This window comes from Sphingobacterium sp. lm-10 (assembly GCF_023554555.1).
GTDB lineage: Bacteria > Bacteroidota > Bacteroidia > Sphingobacteriales > Sphingobacteriaceae > Sphingobacterium.
Window position 1 is genome coordinate 721,401 of sequence record NZ_JAMJWC010000001.1, and the last position, 21,916, is coordinate 743,316.

A 21,916-nucleotide genomic window follows, 5' to 3' on the forward strand; every position below is an offset into this window, starting at 1 on the left:
ATTAAAGCATGTTTGAAAGTTTCATAAAGAGACCGGTGCTTTCACTGGTCATATCTATATTTATCAGTTTACTGGGCATTTTGTCCATTTTTACGATTCCTATCACCCAATTTCCAGATATCGTGCCACCATCCGTTATGGTGAAGGCCGATTATATTGGTGCGAACGCAGAAGTAAGTACCAATGCCGTAGCCATTCCCTTAGAACGCGCTATAAATGGAGTTGCTGGAATGACTTACATGAGTTCCGTATCCACCAATAATGGCACGACACTCATTCAGGTATTTTTCAAAGTAGGCATGGATCCCGATGTGGCGGCGGTAAGTGTACAAAATCGCGTGGCAACGGTATTGGATGAATTGCCAGAGGAAGTGATTAAAGCAGGGGTGATCACCGAAAAAGAGGTGAATTCTATGCTGATGTACCTCAATATCTTCACGGAAGATGAAACCGCCGACGAACGTTTTATTTATAACTTCACGGATATCAACATCTTAAAAGAGCTGAAGCGTATTGAAGGTGTAGGTTTTGCGGAGATCATGGGCATGCGTGATTATGCCATGCGCATCTGGGTAGATCCGGCTCGTTTAGCCGCTTATTCCATCTCCACGGAAGAAGTGATTGAATCTTTGCGTCGGCAGAATATTGAAGCGGCACCCGGTCAGACCGGAATCAGCTCCGATAAAATGATCAACATGCAGCAATATGTACTGCGTTATCCAGGGAAATTCTCTGAGCCTTATGAATACGAAAATATCCCTATTCGAGCTAACAGTGATGGAACGATTATCCGCATACGAGATGTTGCTCAGGTAGAGTTCGGCTCGCTGGACTATGAGATGGTATCCAAAACGGATGGCCGGCCATCTGCTTCCATTATGATGAAGCAGCTCCCAGGCTCGAATGCGCAGGATGTCATCAAAAGAGTGAAGGAAAAAATGGCGGAGCTAAAGGAAAGTCAATTTCCCTCGGGCATGACCTACACGATGGGCTACGATGTATCCCGCTTTTTGGATGCCTCCATCAGCAGTGTATTAAAAACCCTGATTGAAGCTTTTATTTTGGTTTTCTTGGTTATTTTTATTTTTCTACAGAATTTCCGCGCGACAATTATTCCCGTATTTGCCGTTCCGGTGTGTCTGGTTGGTGCCATCTTCTTTATCCATATGATGGGCTTCTCCATTAATCTATTGACCTTATTTGCCTTGGTATTGGCGATCGGGATTGTCGTAGATGATGCCATCGTTGTGGTAGAAGCGGTGTATGCCAAGATGGAAGAAGAGCATCTGCCCCCGATGGAGGCGACTATTGCAGCGATGAATGATGTAGGTAAAGCCATTATTGCCATTACGCTGGTGATGTCTGCCGTATTTGTCCCGGTCGCCTTTTTGGAAGGGCCGGTAGGAATTTTTTACCGACAGTTCTCGCTTACGCTGGCTTCTGCCATCGTCATTTCAGGGCTAAATGCATTAACCTTAACACCAGCCTTGTGTGCCATTATCTTGCGTTCTCCACATGATGAAAAGGAGAGGAAAGGGATATTGGCTAAATTTTTTAAAGGATTTAACACCGTGTACGACCGCATAGCAGGCCGCTACAAAAATGTATTGTGGAAAATCAGTGGCCGGCGCATCGTCACGCTGAGCATGCTTGTTGTATTCTTTATCGCGGCTTATGGTGCTGGATCCATTTTGCCGGGAGGCTTTATCCCGACTGAAGATCAAGGGATGATCTATGTCGCGGTGACTACACCACCGGGAGCTACGGTAGATCGGACAGAAACAGTACTGAACGAGATTGATGAGATAGCCCGAGGGATGGAAGAAGTGGAAACGGTCTCTATTTTAGCAGGGTATAGTATTTTAACGGAGGTGTCGGGTTCATCCTATGGGATGGGCATGATCAATCTGGCCGATTGGTCGGATAGATCCAAAACCGTGGAAGACGTGATGAAGGAGCTATATGCGAATACAGACCACATCACGGATGGGCTGATTGAGTTTTTCCCACCACCGACGGTGCCGGGCTTTGGTAATGCCGCTGGATTTGAATTGCGCTTATTGGATCGTAGTGGAAACGACGACTTACAAGAAACGGCCGAGATTCTGGAACAGTTTATTGAGGATATGAATAAGCATCCGGCAATAGATGCAGCCAGTTCTACCTACGACGTGAATTTCCCGCAGTATTTGTTAGAGATCGACTATGACTTAGCCGCTAAGAAAGGGATTTCTGTTGAAAATTCTATGAATACCCTACAGACATTGATGGGGAGTATTTATGCGACGAACTTCATACGCTACGGGCAGATGTATAAGGTGATGGTGCAGGCGGATGCTTTCTCCAGATCCCGCCCCGAGGATGTATTACGGATGCATGTAAAAACTAATGATGGGAGCATGGTGCCGTACTCATCCTTTATTCGCATGAAGCGTGTGTATGGCCCAGAGCAGATTACTCGTTATAACATGTTCAATTCTGCTTTAGTGACCGGACAGGCGGCTCCCGGCTTTAGTTCCGGACAGGCGATTGAAGCGGTGGAAACCTTGGCAGCCGAGTTGCCACCAGGTTTTACCATAGAGTGGTCGGGGATGACACGTGAAGAGAAAATATCGGGTAATCAGGCGGCTTACGTATTTGTACTTTGTCTGGTTTTTGTATACCTGTTGCTATCTGCTCAATATGAAAGCTTTTTGTTGCCGCTGCCCGTAATTCTTTGTTTGCCAGCTGGATTGTTTGGCGCTTTTCTTTTACTGAACCTTTTGGGATTGGAAAACAATATTTATGCTCAGGTAGCCTTAGTAATGCTGATTGGTTTGTTGGGCAAGAATGCGATTCTTATTGTAGAATATGCCGTCTTGAAGCGACAATCTGGGGCTTCTATTTTAGAAGCTACCATAGAAGGTGCTGTGGCCCGCTTACGGCCGATACTCATGACCTCTTTCGCTTTCGTGGCAGGCTTGATTCCGTTGATGCTCGCTACAGGAGCGGGTGCGCTTGGTAATCGTAGTATTGGTACCGCTTCTGTAGGAGGTATGGTGATCGGGACCTTGCTAGGGGTTATCATTATTCCAGGATTAATTGTGCTATTTTCCAAGACACCGAAAAAGGTTAAGACTGGTGGTAAAGGGGCAAAAATCGTTGGCATATTGGTTTTCTTCGGTTTGTTTATCACATCGTGTACCGTTCCGAAGAAAACGGCTAAGCCGGAGGAAATGGCTACGCCGACCACATTTAATGATTTCTCGGCAGACTCTGCCGAGAACATATCGCGACTACCATGGCGCAGCGTCTTTAAAGATGAGATGCTGATATCGTTGATAGACACTGCACTCCTGCAAAATCGAGATTTACAGCAGGCACTCCGCCGGATCGAGTCTGCGCAAGCTTATTTCAAACAGCGTAAAGCAGCCTTATTACCACAGTTGGAAGCTGCTGCGGAGGCAGGTTTAACCAAATATGGGCATTATACGGAAGAAGGGATCGGTAATTACGATTCTAATTTCTCTGAAAACCTCACAGAAAAAGAAAAGATCCCAGAGCCAGCAATTCCCGACTATTTTGTTGGTCTTCGCTCTTCTTGGGAGCTGGATCTGTGGGGAAAATTACGGAATCGGCGCGAAGCGGCATTTCAGACCATTCTTGCAGAGAACGAGGCGCGCCGTCTGTTAGAGACAGAATTGGTATCCAGTATTGCTGAGACATATTACGAACTGATGGCGCTGGATCGGATGGTCAGCGTTTACGATGAAAATATACAGTTGCATGAAGATGTGCTCGAATTGATGCAGATACAGAAAGAGGCCGGTAAAGCGACTGAGTTGGGTGTGCAGCAATTTAAAGCATTATTGTCCGGCACCAAGGCTAGCCGGGAAATGGTGAAGCAGGAGATCGTGATGTATGAACATCATATCAACTCTCTGATCGGACGTTTTTACCAGCCGATTACAAGGGCGATACAGGATAAATCTACTTGGCCTTTGTTTGATACGTTGCAAGTAGGTACGCCGGATCAATTGGTGAATAATCGTCCGGACATTCGGTCGGCTTATTTTAGTATGCTGTCGTCTGCTAATGAACAGGAGGCGGCACGACTTAACTTTCTGCCTTCGGTAGCGGTGAGTCCTTATTTAGGTTTACAGAGTTTTCATTTAGATCAATTGCTGAATGTTAACCGATCCTTAACCTATGGCATATTAGGGAGCATTACGATGCCAATACTTAATCAACGCAATTTACAAGCCCAATATGCCATTATACAGGCCAACTACGGTGTTGCATTTTTGGAGTATGAGAAGCGTGTACTCAATGCCTTTAACGAAGTCTCTAATATTATACAAACTCAACAAGCCATTGAAAATAGGGCGGTACACGTGAATGATAATGTGGATGCGCTAGATGCATCCATTGAAGCGGCCAATGAGCTATTCTTTGCGGGGCGGGTAACCTATCTGGATATCTTCACTGCGCAAAAGGAAGCAGTGGATGCTCAAATTAATGCCGTAAATGTCATGAAAGAAAGAGCAATAAATCAAATATTGCTATATAAGGCACTGGGAGGAGGATGGCGATAACCTAGTAGACCAATACTACCTATTGATGTTCGAAAGGGTGTTATCGAAACGGGGGGGTCAATAAGACCCCCCCGTTACCGTTTATATTCAATTAAAAAGCACCGCGGTGCTTTTTAATTTTTTTCCGAAAACTAATCGACCAATTTGCTCAAAGCTTCTTTAATACGACGTAATGCTTCGCGAAGGTTCTCATCAGAGGCCGCATACGACAAACGGATATAATTGTTGTTACCAAAAGAGTCACCCCCGACAGTTGCCACATGGCCTACATTTAATAAATATAAGGCGAGGTCTGCCGAGTCTTTGATAACATTGCCATCGCCATATTTCTTTCCGAAGAAAGAACTGATCTCTGGAAAGAAATAGAAAGCACCTTCTGGTAAATTAGTTTTTACACCAGGGATATCTTGCAACAAGTCATAAACTAACTGACGACGGCGTGCGAAAGCTTCTTTCATTTCGTTGACACTGTCCAAACCTTGCTCGTAGGCTACTATACCTGCACGTTGTGCGATAGAGCAGGTTCCTGAGGTTGTCTGTCCTTGCAGTTTATCATTAGCAGCAGCAATTTCTTTGCTGGCTGCGATATAACCTAAGCGCCATCCTGTCATCGCAAATGCTTTGGAGAAGCCATTGACCAAGATCACACGATCCTTAATCGTGTCAAATTGTGCAATCGATGCGTGTGCTGTACCGAAGTTGATGTGCTCATAAATCTCATCAGAGATAATGAAAATATTAGGATGTTTCTCAAATACTTTTGCCAAGGCTGCCAATTCATCCTGGCTGTATACAGACCCCGTCGGATTACAAGGGGAGGAGAACATAAACAATTTGCTCTTTGGAGTGATAGCTGCTTCTAGTTGTGCTGGTGTGATTTTGAAGTCAGATTCAATCTCGGTATTGATAAATACCGATTTTCCTTCCGCTAGGGTCACCATTTCAGAATAAGATACCCAATAAGGAGTAGGGATAATCACCTCATCACCAGGATTGATCAAGGTAAGAATCACATTAGAAAGCGACTGTTTCGCACCTGTAGAAACGACAATTTGCGAGATATCGTAATCTAGATTATTTTCCTTCTTCAGCTTATCAACAATAGCCTGACGAAGATCCGGGTAGCCCGGTACGGGCGAATAGCGGGTATAGTTTTCATCCAGTGCTTTCTTTGCGGCTTCCTTTACGTGCTCCGGCGTATTGAAGTCCGGTTCACCCACGCTTAGGCTAATCACATTAATTCCTTGTGACGCTAGTTCACGACCTAGTTTGGTCATTTTTAAGGTTGCTGACTCAGATAAATTATTTATCCTGTCCGATAGAAATGAAGTTGTACTCATGGTAATACAAATATATTATATAGTTTGCAGTATAGTGCCGACTTCCTTACAAATTTGTCATAAGTTATTATATTTGCCACCCAACGAAAAACATCATGAAGTTAAAATTCGATCCCTTTATCCTATTTCTATTTCTATCCATCCTAATCGCTTATCTATTCCCCAATTTAGTACTCATAAATGATGGCCAATTAATAGAGAGTGCTACTTCTATTGGTGTCGCTTTGATTTTCTTTTTCTACGGATTAAAGTTGAGTTTTCAGAAGATTAAAGATGGCTTGCAAAATTGGCGCCTACATTTAGCTGTACAAAGTTTCACCTTTCTTCTATTTCCTTTGGTAGTGATTGCATTCCGTCCTTTAGTTCACACGGCGTTGCAGGAGCAGTTTTGGTTATCATTTTTCTTTTTGGCCGCCTTGCCATCCACCGTATCATCTTCCGTTGTGATGGTTTCTATTGCAAAAGGCAATATTCCAGCTGCTATTTTTAATGCCAGCATTTCGGGATTAATCGGGGTGATTGTTACCCCCTTATGGATGCAGTTGTTTCTTGATTTTGGAGAAGTAGAGGTGTTGGGAGATGTTTATCTTGGGTTGATCAAAGAAATTATACTTCCGGTTATTCTGGGTTTATTCCTACAGCGGTACCTGGGTGCATGGGCGGCGAAGTATAACAATATGCTTTCCAAATTTGATAAGGCGGTTATCTTACTAATCGTGTATAGCAGCTTTGCAGAATCTTTCGTTAGCGGTATATTTAATACCATTGATAGCACGTATCTGTTAGCCGTATTTGGTGGTACGATTTTCTTGTTCTTTGCCATTTGGTTTATAGTAGATCTGCTCAACAAGAAGATCTTCAAATTCAATCGAGCAGATCGTATTACAGCACTATTTTGCGGTTCGAAGAAATCTCTTACACATGGTAGTGTATTTGGAAAATTCCTATTTATTAACAGTGCCTCCGCAGGGCTTTATTTTTTACCGTTAATGATATTCCACGCATTTCAAATCTTGGTAGTTACTATTATAGCACAGCGCTATCATAAACAAGCAGAAGAAGCAGAGCCCTTAATGCCGTAAGCGATATACCATTGAAATCGTGTGCCTATTTGCTAATAGGAAACTAGACGCAATGGGGTGGCCTCGTTACCGCGAGTTCCCCAAAGAATCAATGTCCTATGCATACCACTATTCATGGATATATTACGAGATGTAGCCAATACGTCGCCAGCGCTGTCTTTTACCGTGAAAGTATTATTACCTGCTGTAATGGGAACAAACACTTGACTAGTATTTACACTACTTGCTGTTTCTTGGGTTCGCATCGCAATTCCTTCTACGGGTTGCTCTCCAAGGTAAAGTTGTACAGCATCCACGTCATTCGCCAGATGAATAAAGCGCACGGCCGCTCTTGCTCCAAGATCACGTGCTGCAGAATCCTTGGTAAGAAGTACCTTGGGATCGGACGGCGTGCCATATGCAAAAGCAGAATAGAATGTCGACGGTACGATTTGAAAAGTAGTGTCGACCAGGTTTTGAGCAGCGGCACCTCGGTAGGAGAATGCACGATTGCCAATGGCGATATCATAGCTTTGAGCCGTTGTATAGTTGCCTGTATGAAAATTGTTACGATCCAATGCAAAGGTAAGGCGAGGCTCTGCGGTATAGCCATTAATCACTGTCAAAACCGCAAAAGGTTGACGAACACTATCATCTTTCAGGCAACTATTGGCCAGTACAATAACAGTTAATAACAAGAGTAGTTTTACGGTCTTTTTCATGCTGCAATACATTTATACGATTTTATTCTATCATTTTTCTATGTCTTAGTGAACGCTTTACGAATTATAAGTGCTACAAAGTGCAATTCATATTTTTATTGGCAATAAAATTGCCATGCAATAGAAGAATAACATAATCACGGTGAAGTCAAATAAAGTATTTCAATACAGAGGTAAACTAATTTGTGCTAAATTCCGTTATCTTAGTAATAGACCATCATAAAACCAGCTAATATGACATCAATAAAAAATGAATTGACAGGAGCGTGGAAGCTGCTATCTTATATTGAGATATCAACTGATGGCGCCGATTCATTTTTCCCTCTTGGAAATACACCCAATGGCATATTGATTTATTCGGCAGATGGGTATATGTCTGTGCAGATTGCAGGTACAGATGATAAGGAGGAAACGTTATTAGCAGATAGTGCCAAATACCTGGATATTAATTATCGTAATTTTTTGGTGTTTAGTGGTTCATATCATACCGATAATCGGCAAGCTACCGTTGTACACGAAGTCATTACATCGGTTACACCAGCCCTGATCGGCAAAACGGTAGAACGAGATGTTACGTTTGAAGCAGATATTTTATACCTGAAATCTACCAGACCCATTCTTTCGCACGGAAAAATGGTGAATAGCTATATGACTTGGCAACGGATGGAAAAGCCGGAATTGATTCAACGTAAAGATCATTCCTTAAATATCGCCAAGCGTAAAATCAATATCCTTTAGCACGTAATTTATTCTCATCGTTTACGCATTTTGTTTGCACAATTATGTGCAATATTTCTGTACCTTTGTCACTTCAAAAGGAACTATGAGTGACGCAATAAAACACGAGTGCGGAATTGCAATGATCCGCTTATTAAAACCCCTCTCTTACTATCAGGAAAAGTATGGCACGCCTTATTATGGGATAAATAAGCTCTATCTCTTGATGGAGAAACAACATAATAGAGGTCAGGATGGTGCGGGTATAGCAACTATTAAATTTGATGTGAAGCCGGGAAACCGATACATCTCACGATATAGAGCGATGGGATCTACTGCAGTAGCGGATATTTTCGAATATGTGCAGAAGAAATTTGCCGCAGTAAACAAGGCTTACCCCGAGCAATCCAAAAACCCACAATGGCTAAAAGACAATGTGAGCTTTACCGGAGAAGTATTATTGGGCCATCTACGCTATGGTACGCATGGTAAAAACAGCATAGAAAGCTGCCATCCATTTCTTCGTCAGAATAACTGGATGACCCGAAACCTAGTCTTGGCCGGTAACTTCAATATGACCAATGTCGATGAACTGCTTCAACAGCTCTATGACTTAGGGCAACATCCTAAAGAACAAGCCGATACGGTTACTGTTTTGGAGAAGATTGGTCATTTCCTAGACGAAGAAAACCAGGAATTATTCGATCAGGCTAAACGCGACGGCTATTCTAACATTGAAATCAGCGCGCAGATTGGTAAAAACATGGATGTCTCCAAGATTTTGACCCGTTCTGCTAAAACCTGGGATGGTGGATACACGATTGCCGGTATATTCGGACATGGTGATGCGTTCGTGATGCGCGATCCTGCAGGAATTCGCCCAGCATTTTACTATCAGGATGAGGAAGTATTGGTGGTTGCTTCCGAACGCCCGGTGATACAAACCGCATTCAATATACCGTTAGGGAGTGTACAGGAGATCAAACCTGGTTATGCGCTGATTGCTAAAAAGGATGGTACCATCACGCAAGAGATGTTTCGCGAACCATCCGAGCAGAAATCCTGTTCTTTTGAGCGCATCTATTTCTCCCGCGGCTCCGATGCAGATATTTATAAAGAGCGTAAGGCTTTAGGTAAGCTTCTTTGTCCGCAGGTACTAGAGTCTGTACAGTATGATATTAAGAATACCGTTTTCAGTTTTATACCTAACACGGCAGAAGTGTCTTATTATGGTATGATGGAGGGGGTGCAGGAATATGTACGCAGACATCAAAAGGAAGTTTTATTGCAACGCGCCGACAAAATATCGGATAGCGAGCTAGACGATATGCTAAGCATTCAGCCCCGTTTTGAAAAATTGAATGTAAAAGACGCTAAGTTGCGTACGTTCATTACCCAGGATGCGGATCGTCAAGACATGGTACAGCATGTATATGATACCACTTATGGTATTGTGCGTGATCATGAAGATACCATCGTCGCTATCGATGATTCTATTGTGCGCGGAACTACCTTAAAGCAAAGTATCTTAACAATATTGGATCGTTTGAATCCGAAGAAGATCGTGATCGTGTCTTCGGCACCTCAAATTCGCTATCCCGATTGCTACGGTATCGACATGTCTAGAATGGGGGAATTTGTTGCTTTTGAAGCCGCTATCTCTTTATTGAAGCAGCGTGGTTTAGCACATATCATTGAAGATGTATATCAGAAATGTTTAGCTTCTCTTACGAAGCCTAAGGATGAGGTAGATAACTATGTGAAGGCGATTTATGAGCCTTTTGAACCACAGGAGGTATCGGATGAGATTGCGCGTATCATTAAGCCGCATCACTTGAATGCAGAGGTAGAAGTGATCTTTCAAACCTTGGAAAACTTGCATAAAGCATGTCCAAATCACTTGGGAGATTGGTATTTCTCAGGAGATTATCCGACGCCAGGAGGTAATAAGGTTGTTAATCGAGCTTTTATGAACTGGATGGAAGGCAAGAATGTACGTGCTTACTTCAGCAGTAACTAAAGAAACAAAAACGCTTTCAACTACTTGGGTTGAAAGCGTTTTTTGATTTGTTGTCTTCGCGATCTTCTTAATCGAGATCGCTTCACTGGATAATGTCGTTTAGCCGTGATGTTATTAAAAATCAAGGCAACAACCAGGAGAATGATGGAGCCGGAAAGTACCGGACTAAATACATAGAGGTAGCCCATGTCGTGTATTTGTGTACCGCTCGCTACAGCAATCAAAGCAGTAGCCCCACCAGGAGGATGCAGGGTACGGGTAAACTGCATAGCTACAATAGCCAGTGCGACGGCCAAGGGAGCAGTGATCCAGATAATGTCTGGACATAACTTGCCTACAGTAACGCCAACTAAAGCAGATACGACATGGCCGCCAACCAGGTTTCTCGGTTGTGCCAACGGACTTTGAATCGCACCATAAATCAGTACGCTGGACGCGCCAAATGAGCCGATAAGAAATACGTTTTCCAATTGTGGTAGTTGGAAAGACTGTATTACGGCGATAATTCCGATACCGACAAAGGCCCCGAGAAATGACCAGAATTGCTCTTTAAAATCAACCAGTGTTTCTTTGTAAAAAACATAGCGATAAACCCTAAAATGCCTTGTAATACCTTTCCTCATGCGCTTCTAAGTTCGATATTCGAAATTAAGCATTGAGGATGCAAATACGACCTTTTATGATCAAAAAAGCGTTAAAAATATTCTTGATTGTGCTACTTTCGGTACTCAGCATTTTATTCCTATTGGTAGAACGGATCGATCGTGCCCCGATCAACGAAACTACCTATTATCATGCATGGAAGGATTTTATTGGCCAAAAGCAATTTAAGGAACATAGCGGTCCCTTTCAAGTTGGCTGGGCTAAGATCAATATCACACCACTTACATCTACACCAATGGCCGGCTATGGCAATCGGTGGGGCAAACATTATGAAGCCGTACGCGATTCGCTTTATGTGCGCGTTATTGCGGTGAAAAATCCAGGTGCCACAATCTATTTTTTGTCGGCCGATATGTTGATTATTCCTCCCAATATCACGGATAGATTGGAAGCTCTGCTCACAGAAGATGGGATCACTTTATCTAATGTGCACTTGAATGCAACGCATACACATCATGGGCAAGGTGGTTGGGGGCTCAAATTAGCAGGCCGTTTATTCGCTGGTGCTTATGATAAGCAGGTAGAAATAAGATTAGCGCAAAAATTTAGAGACGCCATTATCGCATCCACTACTAACCTGAAGAATGCCGAGGTATATTACGATGAAATAGAAGATGCGGATAATATTCGTAACCGTTTGGACGTGGCCGATGGTGTAATAGATCCCTGGATTCGCAACCTAACGTTTCAACGTTCGGATTCTAGCCAAGCACAGCTGGTGACCTATGGAGCACACCCAACGGTGCTTAATCGGAAATTTTTACAGTTATCACGTGATTATCCAGGCATGTTGCTCGACTCCATCGAAAGGGTGCCCAAACACTTTGGAATGTTCATGTCCGGTGCTGTCGGCAGTATGGGCGCGTTGAGTGAAGGCGATTCTGATGTTGCCTGGGCCGAAGGCATGGCTCACGGTCTCATTTCACGTATCAATAGTAGGGAAGAAGATGAGCACATAAGACTTGCCGATCGGTTGGTTAGCGATTATATAGAAGTGCCTATGCCAGAGCAGTCTGCGCGAATCAGCTTAAACTACGCTTTACGTCCTTGGGTATTTCGGACTTTTTTTGGCGCGTACCCTACTTACATCAAAATTACAAAGATTGATGATGTTTTATTGCTAGGAATGCCAGCAGATTTTTCTGGAGAAATCATGACTGAGCTGGATCGCTATGCACAGCAACGTGGTCTGCATTTAATTGTCACGAGTTTTAATGGTGGCTATGTCGGTTATATTACACCAGATAAACGATATGATACCGATCTATACGAAACGACGACCATGTCGTGGAACGGCTATCATTCTGGAGGTTATTTTACACAGATGGCGAAGGATATTATCGATAAGTTTGCCCGTTAACGGGGTGACCTAGTGGTCACCTTCTTGTTTTTTATCCGAGTGGCCCAATGATTTGTCTGGATTTATTTCGTCGCGTATCAATTGTTTCAACGCTTTGATTTCTGGGAATCCACCTGCCAGCTTTCGGTCATACACCATGCGCTCATCAATCCGGATTTGATATCTACCGCTAATGCCGCTGGGAATCAGTGTAACACCGTGTACATCCTCCACAAATGTGGTGAGTAATTCTTGGGCCATGTATGCGGCTCGAAGCATCCATCCACATTTCGGACAATATTCTATCTGTATAGTCGGTTTCATGCAAACAAGATAGATTTTTTTCGGAGATATTCCCTACATTTAGTCCCAATTATATAGGCGAACATGGCTTCAGGATTTTTTGCAATATTAGACGATATCGGTGCCTTAATGGACGATGTCGCTGTTACCAGTAAGATCGCTACCCGCAAAACCGCGGGGATTTTGGGCGATGATCTGGCGGTAAATGCCGAGAAGGCCACGGGCTTTCTGGCTAATCGAGAAATTCCGGTATTGTGGGCCATTACCAAAGGCTCTTTCATCAACAAGCTGATTATTGTACCAGTAGCCTTACTACTAAATGCCTTTTTTCCAGTTGCTATTCAGGTCATTCTTGTTTTAGGGGGATTTTACCTGGCATACGAGGGCGTAGAGAAGATCGTGGAATTCCTGTTTCATCGTCAGAAAACGGGGCAGGAAGTGGTATCAGAGGCAGAGATGGATGCTGCTGCCATGGAAAAAGCAAAGGTGCGTTCGGCCATCACCACTGACTTTATACTTTCTGTCGAAATCGTCATTATTGCACTGGGTACCGTATTGGACCGCAGCACCACCATACAGATCGTAACCGTTTCTGTTGTGGCCATTTTGGCCACAGTAGGTGTATATGGTATCGTAGCACTAATCGTACGAATGGACGATGCGGGCTATCACTTGATCAAAAAATCAGAAAATAGAGGATTCAGGGCGAAGCTAGGTCAAGTTTTGGTAAAGGCGTTACCCATCGTCATCAAAACGCTCGGTGTGATCGGTACCGTAGCCTTAATCTTGGTATCTGGTGGTATTTTCGTCCACAATATTGATTTCTTTCATGGCATACTGCCTAACTTACCGGGCATTTTAACAGAGCTCTTGATCGGTTTGATTGCAGGGATCGTAGCGCTCATCGCCGTATTGGGAGGCAAAAAAATCGTTGGATTGTTTCGTAAAAGCTAGTGCTTTACGATCTCCTTCACGATTCCGCCTTGAGGCTCGCGTACTGTCTGCGTAAAAATGAATGCTTTTGGATCTATCGCATGCACGATATTACGTAGTTTTCGTACTTCCAACCGCGTTACGATCGTGAAGATAATATCTACCTCTGTGCTTTGCTCAAAAGATTCTTTCATAAATCCTCGTTCGCCTTTGTACACGGTAATACCACGATTTAGCGATAATACCAAAGCGCGTTTCACTGCTTCGCTATCCGAAGAAACAATGGTAACACCGGTATAAGCCTCGATACCTTCGATCACGTACTTGGTCGTTTGGCTCGCGATTAGGTAGGTTAAGATCGCGTATAAAGCTGTTTCTACACCAATAAAGGCTGCTGCCACAATGAATATAATCATATTCATTCCTAGAATTATTTCCGTAATTGTGAAGCTACTTCGTTTGAAGGTAAGTAAAGCCAATACCTCCATACCATCGAATGTACCGCCGCCTCGCATAGAAAGTCCAATACCAATCCCCATAAAGAAACCGCCGAACATGGCGACCAGCAATCTGTCATGAGTAAGCTCTGGAAAGGAAACAAAGTGCATGGTAAGCGCAATCAATACGATGGTCAAGCTACTACGTATCGCAAAGTTGCGACCTACTTTGGCAAATGATAAAGCAATAAATGGAACGTTGAGTAGCACTAAAAGTATACCCAGATTCCATCCATATACCTCGTGTAATAACAGGGATATGCCCGTTACACCACCATCTAGAAAATGATTGGGAACCAAAAAACTTTTAAGCGCAAAGCTCGCAAATAAGACACCGAGGATCAGAAATATAACGTCGTAAATGGTGAACAGCGAACCATGTTTTTGGGGAGAAGCAGACATAAAAAGACTAAAGCAATTTTGGTGTAGTTGTATTATTTTCCGCGTATCGCTACGCGCTCATCAAATATATCATTTCTTTCACTATTTCGAAACTATTCCTTATGTTTGATAGCGTAGCATTTGCTGTGTTTTCCTCCACCATGATTCGACACATTTTATTTTTCTTGTTTTTTCTTCCTGTACTGTTGTGGTCCAATACATTGGAAGAAGTTCGGAGTAAGTTCCCCAAAGTAGTATCCGATAGTGAATTGTGTAAAAGTCTAATTACGGATTTAACAAGTAAGCGTAATATCACTTCTACAGAGAAAGCGTATTTGGGCGCACTGCAAACGATATGGGCAAACCATACCAACAGCCCAATTAGCAAATGGAAAACTTTTCAAAGAGGCAAAGATAATCTGGAAGCAGCTGTTCTGCAATCTCCTAATAATGTTGAAATTCGTTTACTGCGCTATTCTGTGCAGAGTAACTGTCCTCGCTTTCTGAATTATTACCGAGATATGGAGGGAGACAAATCCTATATTCAGCAGCGAAAGACACAGCTAAAACATCCACAGGTGCTGAAAATGTACAATACCCTGTTTAAGAGTTAATAATCGCGTGAGTAAACCATTAAATTCACACTTACGCACAAACTTTTAGACCTACACAACGTTTCTAGGAAAATGCAACAATCATCTACAAATTATCATATAGCAATTCTAGGAGCTGGCATCGCTGGTCTTACTTTGCTTTTGGATGGATTGAAACAAAATATATGGGAGAATAAATCCATTCTTCTTCTCGGCGAATCATTGAATAATACGCCAAACAAGCGTATTTCGTTCTGGTCTACGGCTACTGATCCTATTCCAGATTTTCCCTATTTAAAATGGGATAAGCTTTCGGTTGTCTCTAACGATGGAGTTTCAATTCCATTGAAATTGGATGATTATTCCTATTATAGTTTCGACGCTTCAGCATATCGAAAACATGCTCTGAAAGAGATCAAGAAATATGAGAATGTTACTGTGGTGGAAGGCAAAGTACAGCATATACTACAAGATGATAAAAGCTGTGAGGTTCGAAGTGATGAAGGCGTTTTCTTTGCTGAATATGTCTTTCAGACTATCTTTGAGGAGCCAACATTAAAACCACATAACCAGTATTTCCTCCAACATTTTACGGGATGGAAGATACGCACTGAGCATCGTTTCTCGGATCCAGAGGAAGCGGTGATTATGGATTACCGCACCTCTCAAGAACATGGTACATCTTTTATTTATGGTTTACCTGCGTCAGATAACGAGATTTTTGTTGAGTATACTATCTTCTCTAAGTCATTAATCTCGCGGGAAGAGTATGCCGAAAAGCTAGCTTTATATTTACGAGAAGTATGCCATGTTAAGGACTACGAAATAACGGAGGAAGAATATGGGGTTATTCCGATGACGGATTATCATTTTAAACGTCGTGATGGTCGCGTATTTTTCTTAGGATCAGCAGGAGGGGATACGCGAGGCTCTACAGGCTACACCTATACTAATGTAAAGCGAACGATCTCCCAAATTTTAGAGGCATTCAAGCGTAAAACATGGCCACAGGTGACCTTGCCTTCGCGTCGTAAGGAACAGTTCTACGACGCTATTTTGCTGCATGTATTAGCCCAAGGTGGTTACCCTGGGCATATGTTATTCACTGATTTATTTAACAAGGCACGTGCATCACACGTTTTTCAATTTTTGGATGCGCAGTCGGACTTTACGAATGATCTTCGCATTATGTGGAGCTTGCGTAAATGGCCGTTTATTTTAGGAATGCTGCGTACACTCCGATTGATGGTATTCAAGAGGTAAAACACTTGAAAATATAGGGGATAGATCAATCTAACTAGCCTCAGCTAAACCCATATCCTCCGATTGCTCATCTTCTAGAATTGCCATCAGTAATAAGTAATATCCTTTGTCCAACCCTAATTTTGCTGCTTTTGTCTCGATAGTGTTCATAGCGTTTAATTTTTTGGTGTGTGAATGATATTGTCTGCTATTAGGACTATTCCAAACGCGATGCCAAACATCTAAATTTTACAGCCAGGTAACTTAAACAGGTATAATCGGAACGTCTTAGCGTATTGTGCCCCAGTTTAGGGAATTTTACTTACGTACTAGTCCATTTACCAACGCTTTCCATTGCGGGTAAGAGGCACCTAACTTGGCTCCAATCGTTACAATCCTATTGCGGATCTCAGCAGATAGGCTGCTCGTATCCGTATTTGGCGACTGATTTCGGCCAGCATACACTGCGGATACTACGTTGTCTTTCTGCTCTACGCAGATGGTAGAAGTCGCATTAGCGGTAAAAAAGTGCGCTGTCTCTGAGGATTTTTGGGTAGGATCTTCCGATGGACGTAGCGTAATAGCTATTCGCTTAAAGGCCTTGTCTTCGTTTACATGTATCCCTTCTATCTGTACCCAATCATATCCTTCTTCATTTGATCTTGAAGGCAATGGTACCTTAATCTTGACATAGGCACCTTCTGTCAACGTATTTTTCTCTGCCAGATTGGTATGATCTTGATACAAGGAAAATGTAGCTGCCGGAAATTGACTAATATCGTCCCATTGCTCAATAGATAATAACCTATTCTTAGCAATCTCATAGAATTCATTTGCTTGATCAAGCCCTGCAAAGTCAGCCGAATCACGACAATCTAGGTGATGGCCCTTAATTTGTTTAGGGATGTGTTCGTTCATGTCGGGGTGTTTTTTGGTACAATGTAGACTGTAGCAGTAAAACCGAACGAACCCGGTAATGTTTTTATAGAGTGAAAGTTAGCATTATTGTTATGCTATAGGTAAGCTGAAATAGAAGGTTGATCCCTCTCCCCAAATGCTTTCTATCCATATTCTACCATAATGCCGCTGCACAATTTCTGCACTCAAGTACAATCCTATTCCGAATCCAGCAATGTTATCCATGCTTTTACTCTTCACGCGATAATAACGATCAAACAGATGATCTATATCTGCTGTCTTGATCCCCATACCAAAATCCTGCACACTTACGATCACCATACCATCGGCCACTCTACTCCGTACGATTACTTTATCTGCTCGTGGAGAATACTTGACGGCGTTCCCGACCAGATTATATACGACAGAGCTGATTTTCTCACGATCTGCAGACAGCATTACCACTTGTTCTTCTTCGTAAGTAATTTGATGGCTGCTAGTTACATCCTGTGCTATATCGATTGTTTCTTCAATAAGCTCACGCAAGGAGAAATGCTGCGCATGGAGATGGATCTTACCAGAATCCAATCGGGAAACATTAAGAAAACCATTGATCAAGGTGTTCATCTTCTTCAATTGAGAAAAAAGCTTATCTAGCTTATCCGCCGAAAAGTCGTCCGAATTATTTTGTGCTTTCCGTTGCAATATCTGCGCATAACCACTCATCGCAGTCAGCGGCGTTTTGAGTTCATGGCTCACCATTGCGATAAAATCGTCCTTGCGTTGGCTATCCGCTTTAGATTCGGTGATGTCCAATAATGTTCCGATCAATCCGATTACTGCTCCTTGTTCGTTCAGTTCCACCTTACCAGTAGAATGTAACCATTTAGCAGCGGAGCCATTAGCAGGCTGAATTTGATATTCTATACTAAAGCGTCCTTTATTCTCCACCGCCTCCTGAATTGCTGCAAGAAATTGTATCCTATATTCCGCCAGGATAATTGGTATGGTTTGATCGAATAATAAATCGGTTCCGATCGGAATACCGTGCAAATGGTATGCTATATCGGAGAAGAATAAGTTGTTGGTGCCCCAGTCGGTTCGCCAAGTACCGAGATTGGCGGCTTCCATCGACAAGAGCAATGTGTCAGAAGTCTTTTCTAAAGCTAGCCGTGCATTGATCAATGTCGTGACATCTGCCGCCACAGCCATCACACCAGTAATGCGATGATCCACTTGTATTGCTTCAATCGTTAGGTTTAAATAATTGGTTTCAGCCAGTCCATTACGCATCAGTGTAATGGGAAACTCCGACGATACAAATCGTTCGCCCGTTTGGTACACTTCGTCTTGTATTGCTAGTAATTTTTGCGATACGAGCGCAGGAATTGTTTCGAAAAGCGGCTTTCCTAGAATATCCTGAGCGTCGCGATTCCAATAGTGCAGCATACGATCATTGGCTATTTCCACCATATGATTGGGGCCGTGATAAATGGCAATGGCAACCGGTGCATTGGTAATCAATGCACGTAACTGTTGTTCAGCTTGATTGCGCACACCCAATATTTTTATTTGTGCCCGTACCTTGGTGAGTAATTCTGCTGCCGCAAAGGGTTTCACTAGGTAGTCGTCTGCGCCTGCTTCCAGACCATCTATCCGTGCTTCTGCTCCAGCACGTGCAGAAAGAAAAATAACCGGTAGGCGTACTGTTAGCGGTGTGCTGCGTATCAGATGTAGCAGTTCCTTTCCATCCATCACCGGCATCATCATATCGCTCAATACCAGATCAGGCTGCCGAGACTGTATGCTGCTCCATGCTATTGCACCGTTTGATGCCAGTTCAACCTGAAAATAAGGCTCAAGTAATCGTTCGAGATAGGCACGCATATCCGAATTATCGTCGACAACCAGAATGCGTATGTTAGTAGTGCTAAATCCTAAATCAGGATTTTCATTAATCGCAGATTCGGTCGGCAAAAATTCTATGGCATTATCCTGCTGCAATAAACTCGTGGCCTCCTGTATAAAGGCTCCCTTCAAAGCAGATGTGTCGATATTCACTACCTCTTCTGAGACCTTTGCTGCTGGTAGATGTGCTTTACCCAACGGGATGCTGACTGTAAAGACTGATCCTATGCCTTCGGTACTATCTACATGAATCTCACCCCCATGTAACAACACCAGTTCGTGCACCAAGGAAAGGCCAATGCCAGAACCTTCGTGCGTACGTCCAGAGGCATTTTCTACGCGATGAAAACGCTCAAACATATAGGGTAGTTCTTTGGCAGGGATGCCCGTGCCCGTGTCTGCTACCTGTAGGAATACATTATCCTCGGATTCATAAACTCGAATTTTAATACTTCCTTTCCAAGTAAATTTGAAAGCATTTGACAATAAGTTGAGTACGATCTTCTCCCACATTTGGCGATCTACATACACTTCTGATACGATGGGAGCGGCTTCTACTACCAAGCTCATGCCGGCTTTTTCAATAATAGATCGAAAGCTGCTGGCCAAGTCTACCGTCAATTGACCAAGATCTACCTTCTGGTAGGCTGCCTGCGTACGACCGGCTTCGACACGACTGTAATCCAACAGGTTGTTGACGAGCTTAAGTAAACGCAAGGCATTTCTATGAGTAGCTTGTAACGGCGCCTGCAAATCAACAGGGAGAGTTTCTTGCTGTAGAATGTCTTCCAACGGTCCCAGCATCAACGTTAACGGGGTTCTAAACTCGTGACTTATATTGCTAAAAAACTGAGTTTTAGCTCGGTCTATTTCTGCTAATGCTTCAGCACGTTTTAATTCTTGTTCGTAGGCGTAAACGTTAGAAAAGGCAGTATTATAGGTGTTGAGCAATTGTTCATAGAAATTACGGTAATCGCTGTCTAGCGCTCGTCGTGCACTAACTCCGGCAATTAGAAAGCAAAATGCTTCGTCCTGTCCGCTGATGCGAATGGGTAAAATAACGGCGGAGGACGGACATTCTGGATAGGGCTGGCATTCGAATTCTTCAAAAAGCGAAGTAAGATGGCGTACTTCTTCTATATTTCCGCTATGTCTCCACTGTTGTAAAGGCCAGCTACCAGTTGCCTCTATCAAATTTAAGCTTTCAGGAGTTAGTTTACTGTTATTGGGTAAGCCCGAGGTACTGATAAGCTTAACGGAATTTTGCTGACTATCTAACTGGTAGAGCATCAGAAAGGGGAGGTCCAGCTCACATTCAGGCTGTAAATTTCGGGTTACGGCTGCAATATCTTGAATGCTTTTGGCTTCGCCTAATGCGGCACCCAAATCGCGTAGTACTTTGGTACGTCGGGCACTTAGCATTTTTACGGTAGTTTCTGTAATAGGATGGAAAATTCCACCTACACCACCAGATTCATCGCGTATTGGCGCAAACGAAAAAGTCATGAAAGCTTCTTCCAGATAGCCATGGCGATCCAGAAACATGCGCTGATCATTGATGTATGTGCCTTCCCCCAGTTCTCCACGACTGAATGCATCACCCACGACTTCCAAAGCGGTCTCCCAGCAGATTCTAAAATTTTGTCCCATTGATGTGGGGTGCTTATCCCCACAAATTGGACGATAACTATCATTGTAGATCTGTATTTTCTCCGGACCCCAAGCGATTAGAATTGGAAAAGTAGACGATAGACATAAACTCACTGATGTGCGCAAACTTTGAGGCCAATCTTCTATCGGGCCAAGGGCGGTCTTCGACCAATCCATACTTCGGATAAGCGTACCCATCTCGCCACCTCCAGAGAGGAATTGAGGAATATCTTTCGATTCAATTGTGTTCATGTGGTAAATCTGTGGTATATCCTACCGATAGTATGCTAGCCGAGGAAGGTTAAAAATACACATTTACTTCCAATTTACCAGAAGCACAAAATTTGTATTATTTGCTGATCAGATCGCGTATAGCAGCAGAAGCAATGGCGCCACCAAAGGCAGCTGGTAAATACGACATTGTACCGTAAGCTGATTTCTTATAATTGCTTCCATCGGTGTACAATAAAGAAGCTTTTTCTGGCGGTTCGACAGAAAAAGCCACTTTTACACCTAATTGAATATCGTGTTTACGTAGTTTCTTGCGAATATGTCTTGCCAGCTTGCAGTTGTACGTATCGCTAATATCACCAATGCGGATTTGTGTAGGGTCTACCTTACCACCAGCACCCATGGAGCTAATGAATGGAATATTGGCCGCGTGAGCCGATCGGATTAAAAATAACTTAGGCGTGATGCTGTCGATAGCCTCAATAATATAATCCGGCTTTAAATCTATAAAAGAAGGAATACGTTCGGGCACCACAAATTCTTCAAACACCTGGAGCTCAAGCTCTGGATTGATAGACAGAAGGCGCTCGCGCATAATCTCCGCTTTAGAAACACCATGATTAGTCGCTAGCGCAGGAAGTTGCCTGTTTCTGTTAGAAGGATCGACCGTATCACCGTCTATAATCGTCATTTTACCTACGCCACTACGGCACACAAATTCTGCCGCAAAAGATCCTACACCGCCTAATCCAAGTACCATCACATGCGCATTGGTTAGTGTCTTAATGGCGTCGCCGCCAATCAAAGCTTCCGTACGAGAAAGCCAAGATACATCTTTCATTATA

Annotated in this window: 16 protein-coding genes; 8 read left to right on the forward strand and 8 right to left on the reverse strand. The window is 43.2% G+C overall.

Annotated elements, in window-relative coordinates; genetic code table 11:
- Positions 1–8 precede the first annotated feature (8 nt).
- Positions 9–4,574 (forward strand): efflux RND transporter permease subunit, encoded by a 4,566-nt coding sequence (locus tag M8998_RS02805; protein ID WP_249990474.1) that lies wholly within the window; start codon positions 9–11, stop codon positions 4,572–4,574.
- 131 nt (positions 4,575–4,705) lie between these two features.
- Here M8998_RS02805 and M8998_RS02810 read toward each other — a convergent pair whose 3' ends face one another.
- Positions 4,706–5,914, reverse strand: coding sequence for a pyridoxal phosphate-dependent aminotransferase (locus M8998_RS02810; protein WP_249990475.1), 1,209 nt, complete (start codon positions 5,912–5,914; stop codon positions 4,706–4,708).
- Between the two features lie 95 nt (positions 5,915–6,009).
- On the opposite strand from M8998_RS02810, the gene M8998_RS02815 reads away from it, so the two are divergent.
- Positions 6,010–6,996: a bile acid:sodium symporter family protein gene (locus M8998_RS02815; RefSeq protein ID WP_249990476.1), complete on the forward strand. Its 987-nt coding sequence runs from the start codon at positions 6,010–6,012 to the stop codon at positions 6,994–6,996.
- Between the two features lie 32 nt (positions 6,997–7,028).
- Here the strand turns inward: M8998_RS02815 and M8998_RS02820 are convergent, their stop codons facing one another.
- A complete protein-coding gene (locus M8998_RS02820; RefSeq protein WP_249990477.1) occupies positions 7,029–7,697 on the reverse strand; it encodes a DUF4397 domain-containing protein in 669 nt (222 codons plus the stop codon).
- A gap of 234 nt (positions 7,698–7,931) precedes the next feature.
- Here M8998_RS02820 and M8998_RS02825 point away from each other — a divergent pair, with 234 nt between their 5' ends.
- Positions 7,932–8,435 (forward strand): lipocalin-like domain-containing protein, encoded by a 504-nt coding sequence (locus tag M8998_RS02825; RefSeq protein WP_249990478.1) that lies wholly within the window; start codon positions 7,932–7,934, stop codon positions 8,433–8,435.
- A gap of 85 nt (positions 8,436–8,520) precedes the next feature.
- Positions 8,521–10,434, forward strand: coding sequence for an amidophosphoribosyltransferase (locus M8998_RS02830; RefSeq protein WP_249990479.1), 1,914 nt, complete (start codon positions 8,521–8,523; stop codon positions 10,432–10,434).
- A 20-nt stretch (positions 10,435–10,454) separates the two neighbouring features.
- Here the strand turns inward: M8998_RS02830 and M8998_RS02835 are convergent, their stop codons facing one another.
- Positions 10,455–11,057 (reverse strand): HPP family protein, encoded by a 603-nt coding sequence (locus M8998_RS02835; RefSeq protein WP_249990480.1) that lies wholly within the window; start codon positions 11,055–11,057, stop codon positions 10,455–10,457.
- 56 nt (positions 11,058–11,113) lie between these two features.
- Here M8998_RS02835 and M8998_RS02840 point away from each other — a divergent pair, with 56 nt between their 5' ends.
- Positions 11,114–12,457 carry a neutral/alkaline non-lysosomal ceramidase N-terminal domain-containing protein gene (locus M8998_RS02840; RefSeq protein WP_249990481.1) on the forward strand — a complete coding sequence of 448 codons (1,344 nt, stop codon included), beginning with the start codon at positions 11,114–11,116 and terminating at the stop codon, positions 12,455–12,457.
- A 9-nt stretch (positions 12,458–12,466) separates the two neighbouring features.
- On the opposite strand, the gene M8998_RS02845 is transcribed toward M8998_RS02840, so the two are convergent.
- The gene (locus tag M8998_RS02845; RefSeq protein ID WP_249990482.1) at positions 12,467–12,760 is read right to left on the reverse strand and encodes an Rdx family protein; all 294 of its coding nucleotides are present in this window, start codon (positions 12,758–12,760) and stop codon (positions 12,467–12,469) included.
- 63 nt (positions 12,761–12,823) lie between these two features.
- Between M8998_RS02845 and M8998_RS02850 the strand changes: the two genes are divergently transcribed.
- Complete coding sequence (locus tag M8998_RS02850) at positions 12,824–13,693, forward strand: DUF808 domain-containing protein (protein WP_249990483.1); 870 nt, start codon at positions 12,824–12,826, stop codon at positions 13,691–13,693.
- Here the strand turns inward: M8998_RS02850 and M8998_RS02855 are convergent.
- A complete protein-coding gene (locus tag M8998_RS02855; RefSeq protein WP_249990484.1) occupies positions 13,690–14,571 on the reverse strand; it encodes a YitT family protein in 882 nt (293 codons plus the stop codon). The two genes, M8998_RS02850 and M8998_RS02855, sit on opposite strands and share 4 nt — an antisense overlap.
- Positions 14,572–14,672: 101 nt before the next feature.
- On the opposite strand from M8998_RS02855, the gene M8998_RS02860 reads away from it, so the two are divergent.
- On the forward strand, positions 14,673–15,164 hold the full coding sequence (locus M8998_RS02860; RefSeq protein ID WP_249990485.1) for a hypothetical protein: 492 nt from the start codon (positions 14,673–14,675) through the stop codon (positions 15,162–15,164).
- 72 nt (positions 15,165–15,236) lie between these two features.
- Positions 15,237–16,406, forward strand: coding sequence for a lycopene cyclase family protein (locus M8998_RS02865; RefSeq protein ID WP_249990486.1), 1,170 nt, complete (start codon positions 15,237–15,239; stop codon positions 16,404–16,406).
- A gap of 297 nt (positions 16,407–16,703) precedes the next feature.
- Here the strand turns inward: M8998_RS02865 and M8998_RS02870 are convergent, their stop codons facing one another.
- The 3 genes from M8998_RS02870 to M8998_RS02880 form a co-directional block, all read right to left on the reverse strand.
- Positions 16,704–17,303: a hypothetical protein gene (locus tag M8998_RS02870; protein ID WP_249990487.1), complete on the reverse strand. Its 600-nt coding sequence runs from the start codon at positions 17,301–17,303 to the stop codon at positions 16,704–16,706.
- A 90-nt stretch (positions 17,304–17,393) separates the two neighbouring features.
- Positions 17,394–21,092 carry an ATP-binding protein gene (locus tag M8998_RS02875; protein ID WP_249990488.1) on the reverse strand — a complete coding sequence of 1,233 codons (3,699 nt, stop codon included), beginning with the start codon at positions 21,090–21,092 and terminating at the stop codon, positions 17,394–17,396.
- Positions 21,093–21,189: 97 nt separating this feature from the next.
- Positions 21,190–21,912, reverse strand: coding sequence for a tRNA threonylcarbamoyladenosine dehydratase (locus M8998_RS02880; RefSeq protein WP_249990489.1), 723 nt, complete (start codon positions 21,910–21,912; stop codon positions 21,190–21,192).
- Between the last annotated feature and the right edge of the window lie 4 nt (positions 21,913–21,916).